This window comes from Citrobacter sp. UYEF32, from assembly GCF_040546205.1.
Lineage (GTDB): Bacteria > Pseudomonadota > Gammaproteobacteria > Enterobacterales > Enterobacteriaceae > Phytobacter > Phytobacter diazotrophicus.
Genome location: NZ_JBEPNI010000010.1, coordinates 1 through 21,830, shown reverse-complemented (window position 1 = coordinate 21,830; position 21,830 = coordinate 1). Strand labels below are relative to the sequence as shown.

Below are 21,830 nucleotides of genomic sequence, written 5' to 3'. Positions count from 1 at the left end.
CTGTCTGCACCTTATCGGATTGCCTATTGTTTCCCGCATCAACGTTATGGATATGGGCCTTCACTGGCCCGGGAGCGACTTATGAAAGAGTTGGTGCAGATCCTGAAAAACACCCGTCAGCACCTGATGACCGGGGTTTCGCATATGATCCCCTTTGTAGTGGCAGGCGGTATTTTACTGGCGGTCTCCGTGATGCTGTATGGCAAAGGCGCTGTACCCGATGCCGCGACGGACCCTAATCTCAAGAAACTTTTTGATATTGGCGTCGCAGGGCTGACGCTAATGGTGCCTTTCCTTGCCGCGTATATCGGCTATTCCATTGCCGAGCGCTCTGCGCTGGCGCCTTGTGCGATTGGCGCATGGGTAGGTAACAGCTTCGGCGCCGGATTCTTTGGTGCGCTGATCGCCGGGATTATCGGCGGCATTGTGGTGCACTATCTGAAAAAGATCCCCGTGCATAAGGTGCTGCGCTCGGTGATGCCCATCTTTGTTATTCCTATCATCGGCACCTTTATTACCGCAGGCATCATGATGTGGGGGCTGGGTGAGCCGGTCGGCGCGCTGACCACCAGCCTGACCGCATGGCTGCAAGGGATGCAGCAGGGCAGCATCGTGGTACTGGCCGTTATTTTAGGACTCATGCTGGCTTTTGATATGGGTGGTCCCGTTAACAAAGTCGCTTATGCATTCATGCTGATTTGCGTGTCGCAAGGGGTTTACACCGTGGTGGCAATCGCCGCTGTGGGTATCTGCGTTCCGCCGCTGGGCTTAGGGCTGGCGACGCTGATTGGCCGTAAAAATTTCTCTTCAGAAGAGCGTGAAGCCGGTAAAGCCGCGCTGGTGATGGGCTGCGTTGGGGTAACCGAAGGGGCGATTCCTTTTGCGGCCTCCGATCCGCTGCGCGTGATCCCCTCCATTATGATTGGCTCTGCCTGTGGTGCGGTAACGGCTGCGCTGTCTGGCGCACAGTGTTATGCCGGTTGGGGCGGCTTAATTGTTCTGCCGGTTGTGGAAGGCAAGCTGGGTTATGTTGCGGCCGTTGCTGTTGGCGCGGTGGTGACAGCGGTCTGCGTGAACGTGCTGAAAAGTCTGGCGCGGAAGAAAGTGTCTCAGGTTGACGAGAAAGAAGACGACCTGGATTTGGATTTTGAAATGAATTAAGTGAGGAATGAGCCATGACTAAGATTGTTGCAGTAACCGCATGTCCTTCTGGCGTTGCGCACACCTATATGGCAGCCGAAGCGCTGGAAAGCGCGGCTAAAGCCAAAGGCTGGGAAGTAAAGGTTGAGACTCAGGGTTCGATTGGTCTGGAGAACGAACTGACCGCAGCGGACGTGGCGGATGCCGATATGGTGATCCTGACCAAAGATATTGGCATTAAGTTTGAGGAGCGTTTTGCGGGTAAAACTATTGTTCGCGTCAACATTAGCGATGCGGTGAAACGCGCCGACGCCATCATGAACAAGATTGCTTCGCATCTGGCGCAAACCGCTTAACGTTATTTTGTCGGATGGCGATCGGCCTACCCGTAGGCCGGATAAGGCGTTCACGCCGCCATCCGGCAACAAGCTTGTCCACAGGAGTTCCTCATGACCAACCGTATTCAACGCCTCAAAACTGCGCTGTTTCAACACAACCGTGAAATTTCGCTTGAGCGCGCGCTGCTCTACACCGCCAGCCACCAGCAGACGGAGGGGGAGCCGGTTATTTTGCGTCGGGCGAAAGCGACCGCGTATATCCTTGAGCATGTTGAAATTTCGATCCGTGATGAGGAGCTGATTGCCGGGAACCGTACCGTTAAGCCGCGTGCGGGGATTATGTCGCCGGAAATGGACCCTTACTGGCTGCTTAAAGAACTGGATCAGTTCCCGACGCGTCCGCAGGATCGCTTTGATATCAGTGAAGAGGATAAACGCCTCTATCGCGACGTGCTGTTCCCGTACTGGGAAAAACGGTCGATGAAAGATTTCATCAACGGGCAGATGACCGATGAGGTGAAGGCCGCCGTCAGCACCCAGATTTTTAGCGTTAACCAGACGGATAAAGGGCAGGGGCATATCATTATTGATTACCCGCGCCTGCTGAACCACGGGCTGGGCGAACTGGCGGCGCAGATGCGCCAGCACTGCCAACAGCAGCCGGATAACCATTTTTATCAGGCCGCGCTGTTGCTGCTTGAAGCATCGCAACGGCACATTCTGCGTTACGCTCTGCTGGCGGAGAAAATGGCGGAAAGTTGCCCGGATGCACAGCGCCGTCAGGAACTGCTGACCATTGCCGCTAACTCCCGCCATAACATGCAGCACAGGCCGCAGACCTTCTGGCAGGCGTGCCAACTGTTCTGGTACATGAATATCATTTTGCAGTATGAATCCAACGCCAGCTCGCTCTCGCTGGGACGTTTTGACCAGTATATGCTGCCGTTTTATCAGGCCTCGCTGACCCAGGGCGAAGATCCGGCATTCTTAAAAGAGATCCTTGAATCGCTGTGGGTGAAATGCAATGACATCGTGCTGCTGCGTTCCACCAGCAGCGCACGCTATTTCGCCGGATTCCCGACAGGGTATACCGCGCTGCTCGGCGGGCTGACGGAGAATGGACGCAGCGCGGTGAATGTACTTTCGTTTCTCTGCCTTGATGCTTATCAGAGCGTACAGTTGCCGCAGCCGAACCTTGGCGTGCGCACCAACGCGCTGATTGATACGCCCTTCCTGATGAAGACGGCGGAGACGATTCGCCTTGGCACCGGTATCCCGCAGATCTTTAATGATGAAGTGGTGGTGCCTGCGTTTCTGAACCGTGGCGTTTCGCTGGAAGATGCGCGTGATTACGCGGTGGTGGGCTGCGTGGAGCTGTCGATTCCCGGCAGAACCTACGGCCTGCACGACATCGCCATGTTCAACCTGTTGAAAGTGATGGAAATCAGCCTCTACGAAAACGAAGGCAACAGCGCGCTGACGTATGAAGAACTGCTGGCGCATATTCGCGCCAAAATCAGCCACTACATCACGCTGATGGTGGAGGGCAGCAATATTTGCGATATCGGCCATCGCGACTGGGCGCCGGTGCCGCTGCTCTCTTCGTTTATCAGCGACTGTCTGGACAAGGGACGTGATATTACCGATGGCGGCGCGCGCTATAATTTCTCCGGTGTGCAGGGCATTGGCATCGCCAACCTGAGCGACTCTCTGCATGCGCTGAATGGGTTAGTATTTGAGCAGCAGCGCTTAAGTTTTGACGCGTTGCTGTCGGTATTAAAAGGCAACTTCGCCACCCCGGAAGGCGAGAAGGTTCGCGCCAGGCTGATCAACCGCTTCGAAAAATACGGTAACGATATCGATGATGTGGATAACATCAGCGCTGAACTGCTGCGTCATTACTGCAAAGAGGTGGAGAAATACCAGAACCCGCGCGGCGGGCAGTTTACGCCGGGTTCTTACACCGTCTCCGCGCATGTGCCGCTGGGTTCGGTAGTGGGGGCGACGCCGGACGGTCGTTTCGCCGGGGAACAGCTGGCGGATGGCGGTCTGTCGCCGATGCTGGGCCAGGATATGCAGGGGCCGACGGCGGTACTGAAATCGGTGAGTAAACTGGATAACACGCTGCTGTCGAACGGCACCTTGCTGAACGTGAAGTTTACCCCTGCGACCCTTGAAGGGGAGGCGGGCTTACGCAAACTGGCGGATTTCCTGCGTGCGTTTACCCAACTCAAGCTGCAACACATTCAGTTTAACGTGGTGAATGCCGAAACGCTGCGGGAGGCGCAGCAACGCCCGCAGGATTTCGCCGGGCTGGTGGTGCGCGTGGCGGGCTACAGCGCCTTCTTTGTCGAGCTGTCGAAGGAGATTCAGGATGACATCATCCGCCGCACCGCGCATCAGCTGTGAGGTCGTGGAGCCGCGCAGCGATGAGGTTGCACGCATCTTCAACATTCAGCGTTATTCGCTGAATGACGGACAGGGGATTCGCACGGTGGTCTTTTTTAAAGGCTGCCCGCATACCTGCCCGTGGTGCGCCAATCCTGAATCTCTTTCTCCACGCATTGAAACGGTGCGGCGGGAGAGTAAATGTCTGCACTGTGCGCCCTGTCTGCGCGATGCCGACGAATGTCCTTCCGGCGCGTTTGAGCGTATTGGCCGCGATATCACGCTGGATGAGCTGGAACGCGAAGTGCTGAAGGATGATATTTTCTTTCGTACCTCCGGCGGCGGGGTGACGCTCTCCGGCGGTGAAGTGCTGATGCAGGCGCCTTTCGCCACCCGTTTTTTACAGCGTCTGAGGCGGTTGGGGATTCAGTGCGCCATTGAAACCGCAGGTGATGCCCCGGCCAGCCGCCTGTTGCCGCTGGCAAAGGCGTGCGATGAGGTATTGTTCGATCTCAAAATAATGGATGTCGTTCAGGCGCGTGAGGTGGTCAATATGAATCTGCCGCGCGTGCTGGAGAATTTGCGGCTATTAGTCAGTGAGGGGATCCATGTGATCCCCCGTCTGCCGTTGATTCCGGGCTTTACCCTCAGCACAGAGAACTTACAGCGCGCGCTGACGTTGTTGACATCATTAGGCATAGAGCAGGTACACCTGCTACCGTTTCATCAGTATGGCGAACCGAAATATCGCCTGCTGGGGCAGCAGTGGTTGATGAAAGATGTCCCTGCCCCGTCGGCGCAAGAGGTGGCGGCATTGTGTGAAATAGCGGAATGCGCCGGATTTCAGGTAACCATAGGGGGTTAACATGGCAGTCGCACCTGTACGATATCTGGTGGCAGTGACCGCTTGCGTGAGCGGCGTGGCGCATACCTATATGGCTGCTGAACGGCTGGAAAAGCTCTGCCAGCAGGAGAAGTGGATCATCAAGATTGAAACCCAGGGGGCGCTGGGGACTGAAAATCGCCTGACGGAAGAGGATATCAGCCGCGCCGATGCAGTATTGCTGATAACCGATATTGAACTGGCGGGCGTGGAACGATTTACCCAAAGCCGCTACGTCCAGTCGGGCATTAGCGCTTTTTTGCGGGAACCTCAGCGGGTGATGAGCGCGGTGCGTAAACTTCTTTCAGCGCCGCAGCATACCCATCTTATTCTGGAGTAGTCTTCTTTTCCGTCAACTGGCTGTGATACTGCCGACGATACTCTGACGGCGAACGTTCCGTATTTTTCCGAAACAGACGGCAGAAGTAGTTGCTGTCGACAAACCCACAGGTGTGAGCCACCTCTTTGACCTTCAGATCGTAACCCTTCAGCAGCGTTTTGGCATGTTCCAGCCGCGTATGGTTCAGGTATTCGTTAAAGCCGATGGCTCCCGTTTTCTGAAACAGGTGTGAGAGGTAATTCGGCGAGATATAAAACGCCTGCGCCACCGACTCACGGGTTAACGGCATAGCGTAATTTTCGTCGATATAGTCGCGAATGGCTTCGAAAAGTGCCTGGCTACGCGAGGCCGTTTGAATCTGACTGCCCAGCAGGTCGGCGCAGTGGCTCAGCAGGCTGGCGACGATAAGGCGAGCGGTTTGCTGTTCTTTCGGCTGCATTTGCATCTCGTGCAAGGTTTGCAGAAGGAATGAACCAATACGAGGACCCCGGCGCGCGACGTGTTGTTTGGCCAGGTTATGTAACTCAGCGCCATCCCAGTGAGTGACGCTGAAACCGAGTTGTTGCTTACCGAACAGTACGCTCAGCATAGTGACAGGCTTCTGCCATTGCGGAGCGTTCCAGCCGCCAGCGGGGATGTAAAGCACATCCTGTTCGCTCATCAATGACGTCTCTCCATTGATGCCCATATCTGTCAGCGTTCCTTCCAGCACAATTTCCAGACGCGGGAAATCCACCTGTAACGCTGAGGCGGGTGCAGGACCTGTGGCGGTAGCAAAACAGATGTACCGCAGAGGTGTCTGGCCGCTAATCAGGCGGGTAAGCAGATGGCTGACATCGTAATTCATGGTTTCCTTTTCCGTGCGCGCGAACCGCTCAACCTTAACTGGCGGCATAAAAAAAGGCCACACAATGTGTGACCTTTTACGCCAGGCTGTGAGGGTTAACCGGTATTACGCATACCTGCCGCTACGCCTGCGATGGTGACCATCAGCGCCTGCTCTACACGGCGATCCGGCTCTTTACCTTCCTCTTCCGCTTTACGGGAACGATGCAGCAACTCAGCCTGCAGCACGTTCAGCGGGTCGGTGTAAATATTACGAAGCTGAATAGACTCGGCAATCCACGGCAGGTCGGCCATCAAATGGGAGTCGTTGGCGATCGCCAGAACCACGTTGATATCGGCTTCGAGCAGTTTACGCAGCTCGCTGCCCAGTGCCCACAGTTCTGGTTTCACCAGACGCTGGTCGTAGTATTCCGCCAGCCACAGATCCGCTTTGGAGAAAACCATTTCCAGCATACCAAGACGGGTTGAGAAGAACGGCCAGTCGCGACACATGGCTTCCAGCTCGCTCTGTTTGCCGTCTTCTACCACTTTTTGCAGTGCCGCGCCCGCACCCAGCCAGGCCGGGAGCATCAGGCGGTTTTGCGTCCAGGCGAAAATCCACGGAATGGCGCGCAGAGATTCTACGCCGCCGGTCGGACGGCGCTTGGCCGGGCGTGAACCGAGCGGCAGTTTGCCCAGTTCCTGCTCTGGCGTTGCAGAGCGGAAGTACGGCACGAAGTCTTTGTTTTCACGCACGTAGCCACGATACAGATCGCAGGAGATATCTGACAGCTCGTCCATGATGTGACACCAGGACTCTTTCGGCTCCGGCGGAGGCAGCAGGTTGGCTTCCAGAATGGCGCTGGTGTACAGCGACAGGCTGCTGATGGTCACTTCCGGCAGACCGTATTTGAAGCGGATCATCTCGCCCTGTTCGGTCACGCGCAGGCCGCCTTTCAGGCTTCCCGGCGGTTGTGACAGCAGTGCCGCATGGGCCGGGGCACCGCCACGACCAATCGAGCCGCCACGGCCGTGGAACAGCGTCAGTTCAATGCCCGCTTTCTCGCAGGTTTTGATAAGCGCATCCTGTGCCTGATATTGCGCCCAGGATGCGGCCATCACGCCCGCGTCTTTTGCGGAGTCGGAATAGCCAATCATGACCATCTGTTTGCCCTGAATAAAGCCGCGATACCAGTCGATGTTCAGCAACTGGGTCATCACATCGTTGGCATTATTCAGGTCGTCAAGGGTTTCAAACAGCGGTGCAACCGGCAGGGCATAGTCGATACCGGCTTCTTTCAGCAGCAGGTGAACACCCAGCACGTCGGATGGGGTCTTCGCCATGGAGATCACGTAGGCGGCTACCGATCCTTTCGGGGCATCAACGATCGCTTTGCAGGTCCGGAGAACCTCAAGGGTTTCATTGCTCGGCTCCCAGTTACGCGGTAGCAGAGGACGCTTGGAGTTCAGTTCGCGGATCAGGAAAGCCTGTTTATCGGCTTCGGACCAGCTTTCATAATCGCCGATACCCAGGTAACGGGTCAGCTCGCCCAGCGCTTCGGTGTGGCGGGTGCTCTCCTGACGAACATCAATACGCACCAGCGGCACGCCAAAACATTTCACGCGGCGCAGGGTATCGAGCAGTTCGCCATTAGCGATGATGCCCATGCCGCATGCCTGCAGCGATTTGTAACAGGCATATAGCGGTTCCCATAGCTGTTCGTTCTGGCTCAGCAGACCTTCTGGTTTCGGCAGTCGTTGGCCTTTCAGGCGCGCTTCCAGCCAGGCCTGCGTTGCCATCAACTGGCCGCGCAGTTTTTTCATCAGGTAACGATACGGTTCCTGCGCGCCTTCAGCACCGGCCAGCTCGCGAAGCTCGTCGGTACATTCGACCATCGAGAGCTCAGAGATCAGCAACTGAATATCTTTCAGGAACAGGTCGGTCGCCTTCCAGCGGCTCAGCAACAGGACGTGACGGGTAATGTCTGCGGTGACGTTCGGGTTGCCGTCGCGGTCGCCGCCCATCCAGGAAGTAAAGCGTACCGGTACGAAATCGACCGGTAACTTGTAATTCAGGTTCTCTTCAAGCTGTTCATTGAGCTCGCGAAGATAGTTAGGCACACCTTCCCACAGGCTGTTTTCCACCACCGCAAAGCCCCATTTGGCTTCGTCGACCGGGCTGGGACGGTGTTTACGGATTTCATCGGTATGCCAGGACTGCGCAATAAGCTGGCGCAGACGGCGCATCAGTTGATGGCGCTCATAATCGGCGATATCGGTATTATCTAACTGCTTTAAGCAGTTGTTCACTTCCACCATTTTATGGATCAGCGTACGGCGGGTGATCTCTGTCGGGTGGGCGGTCAGCACCAGCTCCAGCGACAGCGATTCGACGGCTTGCTTGATGGTCGCTTCGTTGAGATCGGGTTGGTCTTTCAGTTTACGCAGAGTACGAGCAATCACTTCCGGGTTGCTTGCAGCTTCGCCTTTTGGCGAAATGCTGTGGTATTGCTCAGCGGTGTTGGCAAGGTTCAGAAACTGGCTGAATGCGCGGGCAACCGGCAACAGTTCATCATTGGACAGGTTTTGCAGCGTATTGAGCAGCTCCTGACGACTCGCTTCATTACCAGCACGTGAAGATTTGGACAGCTTACGGATTGTTTCGACCTTATCAAGAATGTTCTCTCCCAACGCATCCTTGATGGTATCCCCCAGCAGCTTGCCGAGCATACTGACATTACTACGCAAAGCGGAATATTGTTCGTTCATGTTAACCCAGACACCCCATCTCATTTTATTTTGTTATATCCACCGTCCTGCAACGTGAAACGGATAGATATCAGACACCGCCTTTTATAAAGCCACGTAAAACCCACGACGTCAATTGCGGCGAAATCGGTTCAGCAAACGAATAAATGGCGTGAATTTACGAAATTTAATTCGCTTCCCGGCTAATAAGCGTTGCTTATGGAATTGTGAACAACGTCACTCTATTTTATCCTCACTCCGAATGTGGTTAATCGGAGTGAGGTGGTGACAAATCAATGCCAGCAGAAGTGATGAACCACCTGTGTAATTAACTCACGGGTGGGTTTAATAAAGCGGGTCTCAAGATATTCATCGGGCTGATGAGCCTGATTGATTGATCCTGGCCCCAACACCAACGTCGGGCACAGCCTCTGGATAAACGGCGCTTCGGTGCAGTAGTTCACCACTTCTGTTTCTACACCCAACAGTTTTTCGACCACATCGACTAGTTGATGGTCCTGCGGGCATTCGTAACCCGGGATCGGCGGATGAAGTTCAGAAACCGTCAGGCGACCTGGCCAGCGGCTGCTTACTGGTTCGAGCGCATCATTGAGCAGGCCGTTCAGATCGTCGAGAGTCATACCCGGAAGCGGGCGGATGTCCATATGCAATTCACAGCAGGCGCAAATACGGTTGGAGGCGTCACCGCCGTGGATGCTGCCGAGGTTCAGTGTCGGATAGGGCACGGTGAACGCATCGTAGTGGAAACGCTCTTTCAGATTGTCGCGCAGTTGCAGAATATGGCCGATGGCATCATGCATCAGTTCAATGGCGTTCACCCCGCGTGCGGGATCGCTTGAGTGGCCCGATTGCCCCAGTATGCGAATGGCGCTGGAGATATGGCCTTTATGCGCGCGGACCGGTTGCAGTGAGGTCGGCTCGCCGATGATGGCGCAATCCGGTCGCAACTGTGTATTTTCGGCAAAGTAACGCGCGCCTGCCATGCTGGTCTCTTCATCGGCAGTCGCCAGAATGTAGAGCGGTTTTTTCAGTTTCGTCACATCAACATCACGCAACGCATCAAGAATGAAGGCGAAGAAGCCTTTCATGTCGGCAGTACCCAGGCCGTAGAGCTTATTATCATGCTCGGTCAGGGTGAACGGATCGCGCGTCCAGCGACCATCATCAAAGGGAACGGTATCGGTATGGCCGGTCAACAGAAGGCCGCCTGCACCCTCACCGATGCTGGCTAATAGATTAAACTTGTTGCGTGTGCCGGGGACGGGTTGCACTTCAACCTTGAACCCGAGGTCGCCAAACCATCCAGCAAGCAGATTGATTAAAGAAGCATTGCTTTGATCAAGGGCTTCTTCCGTTGCGCTGATAGACGGAGTGCCAATCAGGGCGCGGTAAATCTCGATAAATGGTGGCAAATTCATTTTCATTGTTGACATACCTGAGTTCGTGATAGTATCAATATTCATGCATTAATAGTGAATAAAAATACATTAATGCTGAGCGTAAAGGAACCCATCCGGCGCCTTTACAGCGCGACGTGGGATTGATGCCGAATCACTCCCTGGCAAACATGACGTACTAAGAAGGTAGACTGCCCCGATGTTGAACACATTAATTGTGGGTGCCAGCGGTTACGCCGGCGCAGAGCTAGTGACCTATGTAAATCGCCATCCTCATATGAACATAACCGCTTTGACGGTTTCAGCGCAAAGTAATGATGCAGGAAAATTGGTCTCTGATTTACATCCGCAGTTGAAAGGCATTGTCGACCTGCCGTTGCAGCCGATGTCGGATATCAGTGAGTTCACTCAAGGTGTGGATGTCGTGTTTCTGGCGACGGCGCATGAAGTGAGCCACGACCTGGCGCCGCAATTCCTCGCAGCGGGCTGCGTGGTTTTTGACCTGTCTGGTGCGTTTCGTGTTAACGATCCCGCGTTTTATGAAAAATTCTATGGCTTCACTCATAAGCATCCGGACCTGCTCGCGCAGGCAGTGTATGGCCTGGCGGAGTGGAGTGCGGATGCGCTGAAAGAGGCGAATCTGATAGCCGTGCCGGGCTGCTACCCAACGGCAGCGCAACTCTCCCTTAAACCGCTGATTGATGCGGGCGTGCTGGATCTCAACCAGTGGCCGGTCATTAATGCGACCAGCGGCGTGAGTGGCGCAGGGCGTAAAGCTGCTATCTCGAACAGTTTCTGTGAAGTCAGTCTGCAGCCGTATGGCGTGTTCAATCATCGCCATCACCCGGAAATCACTACTCATCTGGGTGCTGAGGTTATTTTTACCCCGCATCTGGGCAATTTCCCGCGCGGCATTCTGGAAACCATTACCTGCCGTCTGAACCCTGGCGTAACACAGGCGCAGATCGCGGAGATTTTCCAACAGGCTTATGGCGATAAACCGCTGGTGCGCCTGTACGACAAAGGCGTTCCGGCGCTGAAAAATGTGGTTGGCCTGCCGTTCTGTGATATTGGTTTTGCCGTGAAGGACCAACACCTGATTGTCGTGGCCACCGAAGATAACTTATTAAAAGGTGCGGCTGCGCAAGCAGTGCAGTGTGCCAATATTCGTTTCGGCTACGCTGAAACCCAGTCTCTTATCTAATTGAGTGCAGGCCTGATGATGAATCCATTAATTATTAAACTCGGCGGCGTACTGCTGGATAGTGAAGAAGCGCTGGAGCGTCTGTTTACCGCGCTGGTGAATTACCGCGAGTCGCACCAGCGCCCGCTGGTGATTGTCCACGGCGGCGGCTGTGTGGTGGATGAGCTGATGAAACAGCTCAACCTGCCGGTGAAAAAGAAAAATGGTCTGCGCGTGACCCCGGCCGATCAAATCGACATTATCACTGGCGCACTGGCGGGGACGGCGAACAAAACCTTGCTGGCCTGGGCGAAGAAACATCAGATTGCCTCTGTCGGCCTGTATCTTGGCGACGGTGACAGCGTGAAAGTGACGAAACTGGATGAAGAACTGGGTCATGTCGGCCTGGCACAACCGGGTTCACCGAAACTGATTAACACGCTGCTGGAGGGTGGTTTCCTGCCAGTGATCAGCTCTATCGGCGTGACGGATGAAGGCGAACTGATGAACGTCAACGCAGATCAGGCGGCGACGGCACTGGCGTCAACGCTGGGCGCAGACCTGATTCTGCTCTCTGATGTGAGCGGTATTCTGGATGGTAAAGGCCAGCGTATTGCCGAGATGACGGCGGCGAAAGCGGAGCAGTTAATCGCCCAGGGCATCATCACCGATGGCATGATTGTGAAAGTGAATGCGGCGCTGGATGCTGCGCGTACTTTGAATCGCCCGGTGGATATCGCCTCCTGGCGGCATGCAGATCAGCTACCGGCGCTGTTTAACGGTACACCGATCGGCACACGTATTCTGGCTTAAAATTTTCCCTGAACCCTCTCCTGAGAGGAGAGGGTGAGAGACAGGCAACACTAAACGAATTTAAGGAAGCATGTTATGGCACTTTGGGGTGGGCGTTTTACTCAGGCAGCAGATCAACGGTTCAAACAGTTCAACGACTCTTTGCGCTTTGACTATCGCCTGGCGGAGCAGGATATCGTTGGCTCTGTGGCCTGGTCCAAAGCGTTGGTCACCGTGGGTGTACTAACCAACGATGAGCAGCGACAACTGGAAGAGGCGCTGAATATCCTGCTCGAAGAAGTGCGCGCGAATCCGCAGCAGATCCTCGAAAGTGATGCCGAAGATATCCATAGCTGGGTGGAAGGTAAACTGATCGATAAAGTCGGCCAGTTGGGTAAAAAGCTGCACACCGGGCGTAGTCGTAACGATCAGGTCGCGACCGACCTCAAACTGTGGTGTAAAGACACGGTGGCTGAGCTGCTGACCGCAAATCGTCAGTTGCAGAGCGCACTGGTGGAAACCGCGGAAAATAACCAGGATGCAGTCATGCCGGGTTACACCCACCTGCAACGTGCGCAGCCGGTCACTTTTGCCCACTGGTGCCTGGCTTATGTAGAAATGCTGGCGCGTGATGAAAGCCGCCTGCAGGATACGCTTAAGCGCCTCGATGTGAGTCCGCTGGGCTGCGGCGCGCTTGCAGGCACTGCTTATGAAATCGATCGTGAGCAGTTGGCAGGCTGGCTGGGCTTTGCGTCCGCGACCCGCAACAGCCTGGACACCGTTTCTGACCGTGACCACGTGCTGGAACTGCTCTCCGACGCCTCTATTGGTATGGTCCATCTCTCCCGTTTCGCCGAAGACCTGATTTTCTTCAACACCGGTGAAGCCGGGTTTGTTGAACTGTCCGATCGCGTTACTTCCGGCTCCTCCCTGATGCCGCAGAAGAAAAACCCGGATGCGCTGGAGCTGATCCGCGGTAAATGTGGCCGTGTGCAAGGCGCCTTGACCGGCATGATGATGACCCTGAAAGGTCTGCCGCTGGCCTACAACAAAGATATGCAGGAAGATAAAGAAGGGCTGTTCGATGCGCTCGATACCTGGCTTGACTGTCTGCACATGGCGGCGCTGGTGCTGGATGGCATTCAGGTGAAACGTCCGCGTTGCCAGGAGGCGGCACAGCAGGGTTATGCGAACGCGACTGAGCTGGCAGATTATCTGGTTGCCAAAGGCGTGCCATTCCGTGAGGCGCACCATATTGTTGGTGAAGCAGTAGTGGAAGCAATCGGTCAGGGCAAACCGCTGGAAGAGCTGGCGCTGGCGGATTTGCAGAAGTTTAGCGCGGTGATTGCCGATGATGTCTATCCGATTTTGTCGCTGCAATCTTGCCTGGACAAACGCGCCGCAAAAGGCGGTGTGTCACCGAAACAGGTTGCTCAGGCCATTGCGGATGCGAAAAATCGTTTAGTTTGATTTGTGCGGGCTGGTGCCCTCACCCCGGCCCTCTCCCACAGGGAAAGGGAGCAAACACTAAAAATGGCAACTTCGGTTGCCATTTTGCTTTTATCCCGGGCTTTTTTACGCAAAAAAAAAGCGGACCACGGGGTCCGCAAATGTTCACGTTGGCTTTAGTTGTTCAGAGAGAAGGTTGCAGTGGCATCAAGGGTAATGTCTCCCGCTGCGTTTCTTGAGCTAATTATTGAACAGAATGCTTGATAGGGATAATCGTTCGTTGCTATTCTATCTATCGCCATGAACTATCGTGGCGACGGAGGATGAATAATGAATATTCGTGATCTTGAATATCTGGTGGCGTTAGCCGAACACCGCCATTTTCGCCGCGCAGCGGATTCCTGCCACGTCAGCCAGCCAACACTGAGCGGGCAAATTCGTAAACTGGAAGACGAGCTTGGCGTTATGCTGCTGGAGCGTACCAGCCGCAAAGTCTTGTTCACTCAGGCCGGTTTGCTGCTGGTGGATCAGGCACGTACCGTGCTGCGTGAGGTCAAAGTGCTCAAGGAGATGGCAAGCCAGCAGGGGGAGACGATGTCCGGCCCGCTGCATATTGGCTTAATCCCTACCGTTGGACCCTATCTGCTTCCGCATATTATCCCTATGCTGCATCAGACATTCCCGAAACTGGAAATGTATCTGCATGAGGCGCAGACGCATCAGCTTCTGGCGCAACTGGACAGCGGCAAGCTCGATTGTGCAATCCTGGCGTTGGTGAAAGAGAGTGAAGCCTTTATTGAGGTGCCGCTTTTCGACGAACCCATGATGTTGGCGATTTATCAGGACCACCCCTGGGCGAATCGCGACCGCGTCCCGATGTCCGATCTGGCGGGTGAAAAGCTGCTGATGCTGGAAGATGGACACTGCCTGCGCGATCAGGCGATGGGCTTCTGCTTTGAAGCGGGTGCAGATGAAGACACTCACTTCCGGGCGACCAGTCTGGAGACACTGCGTAATATGGTGGCTGCGGGCAGCGGTATTACGTTGCTACCGGCGCTGGCGGTACCGCGTGAGCGTGTGCGGGATGGTGTGGTGTATCTGCCCTGTATTAAACCGGAGCCGCGTCGTACTATTGGTCTGGTCTATCGTCCGGGTTCACCGCTGCGTAGCCGCTATGAGCAGCTGGCAGAGGCCATCCGTGGTGCGATGGATGGCCATTTCGACAGTGCGTTAAAACAGGCGGTTTAAGCCATTTAGCGCAGCTACCCGATAGGCTTCCGCCATGGTCGGGTAGTTAAAGGTGGTATTAACAAAGTACTCGATCGTGTTACCGCCACCTTTCTGCTCCATAATCGCCTGGCCGATATGAATGATTTCGGCCGCGCGTTCCCCAAAGCAGTGAATCCCTAAAATCTCTTTGGTTTCGCGATGGAACAGGATTTTCAGCGTGCCAACGTTCATACCCACAATCTGCGCGCGCGCCAGATGCTTAAACTGTGCCCGGCCCACTTCATAAGGTACTTTCATTGCCGTTAGCTGCTGCTCGGTTTTGCCCACAGAGCTAATTTCCGGAATGGTGTAAATGCCGGTTGGAATGTCTTCAACCAGGTGCGCTGTCGCTTCGCCTTTCACCATCGCCTGTGCGGCAATACGCCCCTGATCATACGCTGCTGAGGCAAGGCTTGGATAACCGATCACATCACCCACCGCATAAATATGCGGCAACGCTGTCTGGTACATACTGTTGACTTTCAACTGACCACGACCATCAGCATCCAGACCAATATTTTCCAGTTGTAAACTGTCGGTGTTACCGGTGCGTCCGTTCGCATAGAGCAGGCAGTCTGCTTTCACTTTCTTGCCCGATTTCAGGTGCATAATCACACCATCATCCATTCCCTCGATCTGCTCGTACTCTTCGTTATGGCGGATAACGACGCCACTGTTCCAGAAGTGGTAGGAAAGGGAGTCCGACATTTCCTGATCGAGGAAAGCCAGCAGGCGATCGCGGGTGTTGATCAGATCAACTTTGACATTCATTCCCCGGAAGATCGAAGCATATTCGCAGCCGATCACCCCCGCACCGTAGATAATTACGTGGCGAGGTTCATGGTGCATATTCAGAATCGAGTCGCTGTCGTAAATGCGCGGATGAGAGAAGTCCACATCGGCCGGGCGATAGGGGCGGGAGCCACAGGCTATCACGAACTTCTCGGCGGTGAGGGTTTCTACTGAGCCGTCCGGACACTCCAGCGAAACTGTGTGTGGGTCAATAAAATGGGCGTTACCCTGCAAGATCTCGCAGCGATTACGCTCATAAAAGCCTTGCCGCATCTGCGTTTGTTGGTTAATCACGCTATCCGCATGGTTGAGAATGTCGGCGAAAGAGGAACGAAGAAGGCGGGTGTGGTCGCTATATAAAGGGTTTTGGTTAAATTCGATAATACGGCTGACCGCGTGGCGAAGGGCTTTCGAGGGGATGGTTCCCCAGTGGGTACATCCTCCGCCCACGTTGTGATAGCGCTCAATCACCGCTATCCGGGCACCTTGTTTAACCAGCCCCATAGCAGCGCCTTCGCCGCCGGGACCGGAGCCTATAACTATTGCGTCGTAATCGTAGGAATGTGGCATGGGAGGGCTTACCTGTTCTTATACATAAAAACAACATAATAGTAACATCGTTAGCGGCATAACCCAATTATCGTTGTGCTTTTTTCATGCAGCAAAGCAGAAAGAGCTCGTAAACAATCATTCACAATCCAGTACAATCCGATTAGTTTTATTCTCTGGTATAGTGCCAGCAGGTCTGCGGAGGGATTCAAGCATCGTGATGGGCGTTAGAGCGCAACAAAAAGAAAAAACCCGGCGTTCGCTGGTGGAGGCGGCATTTAGCCAGCTTAGCGCTGAGCGTAGTTTTGCCAGCCTGAGTTTGCGCGAAGTTGCGCGTGAAGCGGGCATCGCCCCGACGTCCTTTTATCGCCATTTCCGCGATGTGGATGAGCTTGGCCTGACTATGGTCGATGAGAGCGGCTTAATGCTGCGCCAGTTGATGCGTCAGGCGCGACAGCGTATCGCAAAAGGCGGCAGCGTTATTCGAACGTCCGTTTCGACCTTTATGGAATTTATCGGCAACAATCCGAACGCATTTCGTCTGCTGCTACGTGAACGTTCCGGCACCTCAGCGGCATTCCGCGCTGCGGTAGCACGTGAAATCCAGCACTTTATTGCGGAACTTGCCGATTATCTTGAACTCGAAAACCATATGCCGCGTGCGTTCACCGAAGCGCAGGCCGAGGCAATGGTCACTATTGTTTTCAGCGCGGGTGCCGAAGCACTGGATATCGGCGTTGAGCAACGCAGGCAATTAGAAGAGCGACTGGTATTGCAACTGAGGATGATCTCCAAAGGTGCGTATTACTGGTATCGCCGTGAACAAGAAAAAATGGCGCATCAAACCGACGAGTGAAGGATAAGTAATGAAACAATCTGTCCAGGATAAAGGTACGTTGTTGCTGGCACTGATCGCTGGCTTATCGATTAACGGCGCATTTGCAGCGATTTTTAGCTCGATCGTGCCTTTCTCCGTTTTCCCGATTATCTCACTGGTGCTCACGGTGTATTGCCTGCATCAGCGTTATCAAAACCGAACCATGCCGGTCGGGTTACCGGGGCTGGCAGCGGCTTGCTTTATTCTGGGCGTGTTACTTTACAGCACCGTGGTACGAGCGGAATATCCGGCTATCGGCTCTAATTTCCTGCCTGCGGTATTGTCCGTGATCCTGGTTTTCTGGATTGGTTATCGTATGCGTAACCGTAAGTCGGAACTGTAATCCAAATAAATAAAGCGCATCCGGCCCTTGAGCTGATGCGCTTTTTTTTACTTCGCCGTGAGCAATACGCCGCACTCCATATGGTGCGTGTAAGGGAACTGATCGAACAGCGCAAGGCGTTCAACGCGGTGCGTCTGGCTCAGAGTTTCCAGGTTCTTACACAGCGTCTGCGGGTTACAGGAGATATAAAGAATGCGCGGATAGGCCTGCACCATCTTTTCTGTCTCGACGTCCAGTCCGCTGCGCGGCGGATCGACAAAAATCGTCTCGCACTGATAGCCTTTCAAATCGATACCCTGCAAGCGGTTGAAGTCACGTACACCGTTCATTGCCTGGGTAAACTCTTCTGCCGACATACGAATGATTTGCACGTTATCGATATGATTCGCTGCGATATTGTATTGCGCGGCCGCAACCGAAGGCTTGGCGATTTCTGTGGCCAGAACGCGGTCAAAATTACGTGCAAGTGCCAGGGAGAAATTGCCGTTGCCGCAGTAGAGCTCCAGCAGATCGCCCGCTGAATCTTTCGTCGCGCCCAGCGCCCACTCCAGCATCTGAATATTCATCGCCGCGTTAGGTTGTGTGAAGCTGTTTTCAACCTGGCGATAAATCATCTCTTTCCCGGCGACCGGCAGACGCTCGTCGATATAATCCTGATCCAGCTCGATTTTAGTTTTGGTGGCGCGCCCGATCAGATGCACATTCAGGTTTTTAGCACGTAAAGCATCACGCAGACGTGTAGCCTCTTCACGCCATTCGTCATCCAGCTTTTTGTGATACAGCAGGGAGACAACGGCCTGGTTGCTCATGGTGGTCAGGTAATCAATCTGGAATAGCTTGTGGCGCAGCACCTTATTGCCGCGCAGGCCTTCCATCAGCTCTTTCATTAACTGATTAATCAGCTCGCTTGCCGCCGGGAAGCTATCGACACGGATTCGGCTTTTCGTCTGTTGATCAAAGATAATGTGGTAGAGATCGTCACCGTCGTGCCAGATACGGAATTCGGCGCGCATGCGGTAATGGCTGACCGGTGAGCGGAACACCTCCGGAACGGGCGCGGAAAAAGGCGTCATCATGGCTTGCAGACGTACGACTTTCTCAGCCAACTGGGCTTCGTACTGTTCTGTTGGCAGGTGTTCGGGTGTCATTGTGTTTCCTGAATGATTAAGAATAACGCGGGGATTGTAGGGATTGCTCAGGGGATGTCCAGTCCCGGATGTTTTTTCGCTTCCTGGCATAGCAGTCTGGACATCTATATGTTTCTGAATGTAGCATCCTTGTTCCGGTCCTGTGAGTTAAAAGGGAATCCAGTGTAAATCTGGAGCTGACGCGCAGCGGTAAGGATGTGTGGGATGATAGCGAAAGCAGACACTGCATATATATGTGGGAAGTCATCATCTTGTTGTACCTCCTAGCCCGAAGACCTGCCGGAATTACGTCGCATTTGGTGCCATCATCGCGAGCTATTGATGACACCTGCGGCATCCTTATTATTTTGTGGATGCTCTCACAATGATTAAAAAAGCTTCGCTGCTGACGGCGCTCTCCGTCACAGCTTTTTCCGGCTGGGCGCAGGATGGCAACCCGGACACTCTGGTGGTAACAGCAAACCGTTTTCAACAACCGGTGAATACCGTACTGGCGCCCACCGATGTGGTGACGCGTGAAGATATTCAACGCTGGCAGTCAAAAGATCTTAACGATGTGATGCGTCGTCTGCCGGGGGTGGACATTGCCCAGTACGGTGGAATAGGGCAGAGCTCCTCTCTTTTTGTTCGCGGTACCGAAGCGCGTCATGTACTGGTGCTGATTGACGGTGTACCGATGGCGCGTGCCGGTATTGGCAATGCAATCGATATTGGTCAGATCCCGGTCTCGCTGGTACAACGTATTGAATACATCCGTGGGCCACGCTCTGCGGTTTATGGATCCGGTGCCATCGGCGGCGTGGTTAACATCATTACGATGAGTGACGATGAGCGCGCGCAGATTAACGCAGGGATGGGGACCAACGGTTACCAGAACTATGACGGCGCGATAAATCAACGCTTTGGCGATACGATGGTCACTGCTGCTGGTGCGTATCAGACGACCAAAGGTTTCAACGTTCAGCCGGATTCAACCTACGCGGATGACAGCGATCGCGACGGTTATCGCAATAAACTGTTCTGGGGCGGTGTTCAGCATAAGTTTAACGATAGCGTCTCAGGTTTCTTCCGTGGCTATGGCTACAGCTCCAATACTGACTATGACCAGGGCAGTGGTGGTTACGCAGGTGGTGGCGATGAAAGCCAGAACTATACCCAATCATGGGATACAGGCCTCAATTATCATTCCGGCATCTACTCATCTCAGCTGATTGCCAATTATCAGCACCTTAAAAATTATAATTACAATGCGCAAGATGGTCGCTATGCAGCGAGCGCAAGCCTGGACAATATGGAACAGCGGTACATCCAGTGGGGTAACAACGTCGAGGTGGGACATGGTTCCGTTAGCGGTGGCGTTGACTGGAAACAAGAGAAACTGCAATCCAGCGGCACATCCAGTACGGATATCTATAAGCGCGACACCACCGGACTCTATTTGACCGGCCAGCAGCAAATAGACAAAGTAACCCTGGAAGCGTCCGGGCGTGAAGACCATGACGAGCAGTTCGGTTGGCATGGTACCTGGCAGACAGCAGCGGGTTGGGAGTTCGTTGATGATTACCGAGTGACGCTTTCTTATGGGACCGGATTCCTGGCGCCATCGCTTGGGCAGCAGTTTGGCGCGGAGCGGTTTGGCATTGCTTCCAACCCGAATCTGAAACCGGAAGAGTCGAAGCAATGGGAAGCAGGGCTTGAAGGCCTGACGGGGCCGCTGGACTGGCGTCTGTCTACGTATCGTTATGAAATCAATAACCTGATTGATTACGATAACAGCGCTTATTACAACGTAAAATCGGCAACGATCAAAGGCCTGGAGTGGACCGGAAACGTGACAACAGGTCCTGTCGATCACCATTTGACGCTGCAATATATCGATCCGCGTGATGACGAAACCAATAAGGTGCTTGCTCGCCGTGCGAAGCAGCAGGTTAAGTATGAACTGACCGGGCAGATTTATGACCTTGGCTGGAATGTGGCGTATCAATATCTGGGGCAACGCTATGACAACGCCTATGACGCAACTACCTATACCTCCCATACCGTTAAGCTGGGCGGTGTAAGCGTCTGGGACATTGGATTGTCATATCCGATGACCTCACATCTGACAGTTCGTGGTAAAATAGCTAACCTGTTCGATAAAGATTACGAGACAGCTTATGGCTACCAAACTGCAGGACGAGAATACACCTTGTCTGGCAGCTACACCTTCTAAACTGCGGCCCACCGTGCTGGTGTTTGATTCTGGCGTAGGTGGGTTATCTGTTTATGATGAGGTCCGGCATCTCCTGCCGGACCTGCATTACATTTACGCGTTCGATAATGTCGCCTTTCCTTATGGTGAAAAGAGCGAAGAGTTCATTGTCGAACGTGTTGTCGAAATCGTCACTGCCGTTCAGGCTCAATATCCCCTGGCGCTTGCCGTCATTGCCTGTAATACCGCCAGCACCGTTTCTTTACCTGCGCTACGTGAGAAATTCGCTTTCCCGGTTGTTGGGGTGGTTCCCGCGATCAAACCCGCTGCACGCTTAACGGCGAATGGTGTGGTGGGGTTACTGGCCACACGTGCAACCGTAAAGCGTCCTTATACCCACGAACTCATTAAGCGCTTCGCTAACGAATGCAAAATTGAATTGCTGGGTTCAGCGGAGATGGTTGAGCTTGCGGAAGCGAAGCTGCACGGTAAGCCCGTTCCGTTGGACGAACTCAAACGCATTTTACGCCCGTGGCTGCGGATGCCTGAGCCGCCGGATACCGTGGTGCTTGGATGTACGCATTTCCCTTTATTGCAGCATGAGCTGTTGCAGGTGCTTCCGGAGGGAACGCGGCTGGTGGATTCGGGGGCGGCTATAGCGCGTCGTACGGCCTGGTTGCTTGAGCATGAGGCGCCTGAGGCTAAATCAGCAGATGCAAATCTGGCGTATTGCATGGCCGTCACACCTGAAACTGTTCTTTTATTGCCCGTTTTACAGCGCTATGGCTTCGGGACGCTCGAAAAACTCGCGCTTTAGTGGCCTTTTGAGCAAAAAAGAGACGGTTGAAAAGTTTTTTAAAATTAGGGCTTGTCACTTCCTGAGAACTCCCTATAATGCGCCTCCACTGACACGGAACAACGGCAAACAAGCCGCCGGGTCAGCGGGGTTCTCAGGCGAATGCCGGTGAGAACTCCGCAGAGAAAAGTGAAAATAAACACTTGACTCTGCAGCGGGAAAGCGTAATATGCACACCCCGCGCCGCAGCGAAAAACGAAGCGGCACTGCTCTTTAACAATTTATCAGACAATCTGTGTGGGCACTCAAAGTGACATGGATTCTTAATGTCTTCGGACACTAAATGAATACCAAGTCT

General features: G+C 54.0%; 18 protein-coding genes and 1 riboswitch. Of the genes, 13 read left to right on the top strand and 5 right to left on the bottom strand.

Features of this window, described 5'->3' with window-relative positions; translation table 11 throughout:
• The first annotated feature begins 81 nt into the window (after positions 1-81).
• The 5 genes from ABIB59_RS23490 (at position 82) to ABIB59_RS23470 (ending at position 5,089) form a co-directional block, all read left to right on the top strand.
• On the top strand, positions 82-1,161 hold the full coding sequence (locus tag ABIB59_RS23490) for a PTS fructose transporter subunit EIIC (RefSeq protein ID WP_071194811.1): 1,080 nt from the start codon (positions 82-84) through the stop codon (positions 1,159-1,161).
• A gap of 14 nt (positions 1,162-1,175) precedes the next feature.
• Entirely contained in the window at positions 1,176-1,496 is a 321-nt protein-coding gene (locus ABIB59_RS23485) for a PTS fructose-like transporter subunit IIB (RefSeq protein ID WP_079498482.1), read from the top strand.
• Between the two features lie 93 nt (positions 1,497-1,589).
• Positions 1,590-3,887: a formate C-acetyltransferase gene (locus ABIB59_RS23480; protein WP_354037240.1), complete on the top strand. Its 2,298-nt coding sequence runs from the start codon at positions 1,590-1,592 to the stop codon at positions 3,885-3,887.
• Complete coding sequence (locus ABIB59_RS23475) at positions 3,853-4,731, top strand: [formate-C-acetyltransferase]-activating enzyme (protein WP_354037238.1); 879 nt, start codon at positions 3,853-3,855, stop codon at positions 4,729-4,731. Before ABIB59_RS23480 ends, ABIB59_RS23475 begins: the two co-directional genes overlap by 35 nt.
• Position 4,732: 1 nt before the next feature.
• A complete protein-coding gene (locus ABIB59_RS23470) occupies positions 4,733-5,089 on the top strand; it encodes a PTS fructose-like transporter subunit IIB (protein ID WP_165159429.1) in 357 nt (118 codons plus the stop codon).
• Here ABIB59_RS23470 and ABIB59_RS23465 read toward each other — a convergent pair.
• From ABIB59_RS23465 to argE, 3 genes are all read right to left on the bottom strand, one after another.
• Positions 5,076-5,936, bottom strand: coding sequence for a helix-turn-helix transcriptional regulator (locus ABIB59_RS23465; RefSeq protein WP_271850446.1), 861 nt, complete (start codon positions 5,934-5,936; stop codon positions 5,076-5,078). The genes ABIB59_RS23470 and ABIB59_RS23465 overlap by 14 nt on opposite strands.
• A 95-nt stretch (positions 5,937-6,031) precedes the next feature.
• A complete protein-coding gene (ppc, locus tag ABIB59_RS23460; protein ID WP_039077276.1) occupies positions 6,032-8,683 on the bottom strand; it encodes a phosphoenolpyruvate carboxylase in 2,652 nt (883 codons plus the stop codon).
• 272 nt (positions 8,684-8,955) lie between these two features.
• Positions 8,956-10,107 carry an acetylornithine deacetylase gene (gene argE / locus ABIB59_RS23455; protein ID WP_317078396.1) on the bottom strand — a complete coding sequence of 384 codons (1,152 nt, stop codon included), beginning with the start codon at positions 10,105-10,107 and terminating at the stop codon, positions 8,956-8,958.
• 172 nt (positions 10,108-10,279) lie between these two features.
• On the opposite strand from argE, the gene argC reads away from it, so the two are divergent.
• From argC to oxyR, 4 genes are all read left to right on the top strand, one after another.
• Positions 10,280-11,284 carry an N-acetyl-gamma-glutamyl-phosphate reductase gene (gene argC / locus ABIB59_RS23450; protein WP_079498488.1) on the top strand — a complete coding sequence of 335 codons (1,005 nt, stop codon included), beginning with the start codon at positions 10,280-10,282 and terminating at the stop codon, positions 11,282-11,284.
• 15 nt (positions 11,285-11,299) lie between these two features.
• Positions 11,300-12,076, top strand: coding sequence for an acetylglutamate kinase (gene argB, locus ABIB59_RS23445; protein ID WP_103245116.1), 777 nt, complete (start codon positions 11,300-11,302; stop codon positions 12,074-12,076).
• Positions 12,077-12,151: 75 nt separating this feature from the next.
• Positions 12,152-13,525 carry an argininosuccinate lyase gene (gene argH, locus ABIB59_RS23440; RefSeq protein ID WP_039077272.1) on the top strand — a complete coding sequence of 458 codons (1,374 nt, stop codon included), beginning with the start codon at positions 12,152-12,154 and terminating at the stop codon, positions 13,523-13,525.
• A 309-nt stretch (positions 13,526-13,834) separates the two neighbouring features.
• The gene (gene oxyR / locus ABIB59_RS23435) at positions 13,835-14,752 is read left to right on the top strand and encodes a DNA-binding transcriptional regulator OxyR (protein ID WP_039077271.1); all 918 of its coding nucleotides are present in this window, start codon (positions 13,835-13,837) and stop codon (positions 14,750-14,752) included.
• On the opposite strand, the gene sthA is transcribed toward oxyR, so the two are convergent.
• On the bottom strand, positions 14,735-16,135 hold the full coding sequence (sthA, locus tag ABIB59_RS23430) for a Si-specific NAD(P)(+) transhydrogenase (protein ID WP_039077270.1): 1,401 nt from the start codon (positions 16,133-16,135) through the stop codon (positions 14,735-14,737). The genes oxyR and sthA overlap by 18 nt on opposite strands.
• A 196-nt stretch (positions 16,136-16,331) precedes the next feature.
• Between sthA and fabR the strand changes: the two genes are divergently transcribed.
• Together fabR and ABIB59_RS23420 are read left to right on the top strand one after the other, a co-directional pair.
• Entirely contained in the window at positions 16,332-16,970 is a 639-nt protein-coding gene (fabR, locus tag ABIB59_RS23425; protein WP_039077269.1) for an HTH-type transcriptional repressor FabR, read from the top strand.
• A 10-nt stretch (positions 16,971-16,980) separates the two neighbouring features.
• On the top strand, positions 16,981-17,334 hold the full coding sequence (locus ABIB59_RS23420) for a YijD family membrane protein (protein WP_039077268.1): 354 nt from the start codon (positions 16,981-16,983) through the stop codon (positions 17,332-17,334).
• A gap of 47 nt (positions 17,335-17,381) precedes the next feature.
• On the opposite strand, the gene trmA is transcribed toward ABIB59_RS23420, so the two are convergent.
• Entirely contained in the window at positions 17,382-18,482 is a 1,101-nt protein-coding gene (gene trmA, locus ABIB59_RS23415) for a tRNA (uridine(54)-C5)-methyltransferase TrmA (protein ID WP_165159425.1), read from the bottom strand.
• A 118-nt stretch (positions 18,483-18,600) separates the two neighbouring features.
• Positions 18,601-18,780, top strand: a riboswitch (cobalamin riboswitch).
• A gap of 66 nt (positions 18,781-18,846) precedes the next feature.
• Here trmA and btuB point away from each other — a divergent pair.
• On the top strand, positions 18,847-20,697 hold the full coding sequence (btuB, locus tag ABIB59_RS23410; RefSeq protein WP_039077266.1) for a TonB-dependent vitamin B12 receptor BtuB: 1,851 nt from the start codon (positions 18,847-18,849) through the stop codon (positions 20,695-20,697).
• Positions 20,642-21,493: a glutamate racemase gene (gene murI / locus ABIB59_RS23405; RefSeq protein WP_072039696.1), complete on the top strand. Its 852-nt coding sequence runs from the start codon at positions 20,642-20,644 to the stop codon at positions 21,491-21,493. Before btuB ends, murI begins: the two co-directional genes overlap by 56 nt.
• Positions 21,494-21,830: the final 337 nt, after the last annotated feature.

Bases quoted from the DNA above. Each gene is read 5' to 3' on its own strand.
- ABIB59_RS23480 (WP_354037240.1), top strand. From the start codon at position 1,590: ATGACCAACCGTATTCAACGCCTCAAAACTGCGCTGTTTCAACACAAC.
- oxyR (WP_039077271.1), top strand. From the start codon at position 13,835: ATGAATATTCGTGATCTTGAATATCTGGTGGCGTTAGCCGAACACCGC.
- ABIB59_RS23490 (WP_071194811.1), top strand. From the start codon at position 82: ATGAAAGAGTTGGTGCAGATCCTGAAAAACACCCGTCAGCACCTGATG.
- ABIB59_RS23485 (WP_079498482.1), top strand. From the start codon at position 1,176: ATGACTAAGATTGTTGCAGTAACCGCATGTCCTTCTGGCGTTGCGCAC.
- ABIB59_RS23420 (WP_039077268.1), top strand. From the start codon at position 16,981: ATGAAACAATCTGTCCAGGATAAAGGTACGTTGTTGCTGGCACTGATC.
- argE (WP_317078396.1), bottom strand. From the start codon at position 10,107: ATGAAAATGAATTTGCCACCATTTATCGAGATTTACCGCGCCCTGATT.
- ABIB59_RS23470 (WP_165159429.1), top strand. From the start codon at position 4,733: ATGGCAGTCGCACCTGTACGATATCTGGTGGCAGTGACCGCTTGCGTG.
- argH (WP_039077272.1), top strand. From the start codon at position 12,152: ATGGCACTTTGGGGTGGGCGTTTTACTCAGGCAGCAGATCAACGGTTC.
- btuB (WP_039077266.1), top strand. From the start codon at position 18,847: ATGATTAAAAAAGCTTCGCTGCTGACGGCGCTCTCCGTCACAGCTTTT.
- trmA (WP_165159425.1), bottom strand. From the start codon at position 18,482: ATGACACCCGAACACCTGCCAACAGAACAGTACGAAGCCCAGTTGGCT.
- ppc (WP_039077276.1), bottom strand. From the start codon at position 8,683: ATGAACGAACAATATTCCGCTTTGCGTAGTAATGTCAGTATGCTCGGC.
- argB (WP_103245116.1), top strand. From the start codon at position 11,300: ATGATGAATCCATTAATTATTAAACTCGGCGGCGTACTGCTGGATAGT.
- ABIB59_RS23465 (WP_271850446.1), bottom strand. From the start codon at position 5,936: ATGAATTACGATGTCAGCCATCTGCTTACCCGCCTGATTAGCGGCCAG.
- murI (WP_072039696.1), top strand. From the start codon at position 20,642: ATGGCTACCAAACTGCAGGACGAGAATACACCTTGTCTGGCAGCTACA.
- sthA (WP_039077270.1), bottom strand. From the start codon at position 16,135: ATGCCACATTCCTACGATTACGACGCAATAGTTATAGGCTCCGGTCCC.
- ABIB59_RS23475 (WP_354037238.1), top strand. From the start codon at position 3,853: ATGACATCATCCGCCGCACCGCGCATCAGCTGTGAGGTCGTGGAGCCG.
- argC (WP_079498488.1), top strand. From the start codon at position 10,280: ATGTTGAACACATTAATTGTGGGTGCCAGCGGTTACGCCGGCGCAGAG.